Source organism: Serratia sp. CY38905, assembly GCF_052168875.1.
Taxonomy (GTDB): Bacteria; Pseudomonadota; Gammaproteobacteria; order Enterobacterales; family Enterobacteriaceae; genus Serratia; species Serratia sarumanii.
The window spans coordinates 1-720 of sequence record NZ_JBJNLV010000048.1 but is presented as its reverse complement, the minus strand read 5'-3'; the positions used below and the strand labels follow the sequence as shown (position 1 = coordinate 720).

Here is a 720-nt window from a genome sequence, read left to right as displayed (position 1 = left end):
AAAACACCTTCGGTGTTGTAAGGTTAAGCCTCACGGATCATTAGTACTGGTTAGCTCAATGCATCGCTGCACTTACACACCCAGCCTATCAACGTCTTAGTCTTAAACGTTCCTTCAGGGGCCTTAAAGGCCCAGGGAAGACTCATCTTGAGGCAAGTTTCGCGCTTAGATGCTTTCAGCGCTTATCTTTTCCGCACTTAGCTACCGGGCAATGCCATTGGCATGACAACCCGAACACCAGTGGTGCGTTCACTCCGGTCCTCTCGTACTAGGAGCAACCCCTCTCAATCTTCCAACGCCCACGGCAGATAGGGACCGAACTGTCTCACGACGTTCTAAACCCAGCTCGCGTACCACTTTAAATGGCGAACAGCCATACCCTTGGGACCTACTTCAGCCCCAGGATGTGATGAGCCGACATCGAGGTGCCAAACACCGCCGTCGATATGAACTCTTGGGCGGTATCAGCCTGTTATCCCCGGAGTACCTTTTATCCGTTGAGCGATGGCCCTTCCATTCAGAACCACCGGATCACTAAGACCTACTTTCGTACCTGCTCGAGCCGTCACTCTCGCAGTCAAGCTAGCTTATGCCTTTGCACTAACCTCACGATGTCCGACCGTGATTAGCTAACCTTCGTGCTCCTCCGTTACTCTTTGGGAGGAGACCGCCCCAGTCAAACTACCCACCAGACACTGTCCTCACCCCGGATCACGGGGC

1 rRNA gene is annotated in these 720 nt (G+C 53.3%); it reads right to left on the bottom strand.

The features are described 5' to 3' along the window. Positions 1-19: 19 nt before the first annotated feature. Positions 20-720 (bottom strand): 23S ribosomal RNA (locus tag ACJ8MK_RS25990); the annotation flags it as partial.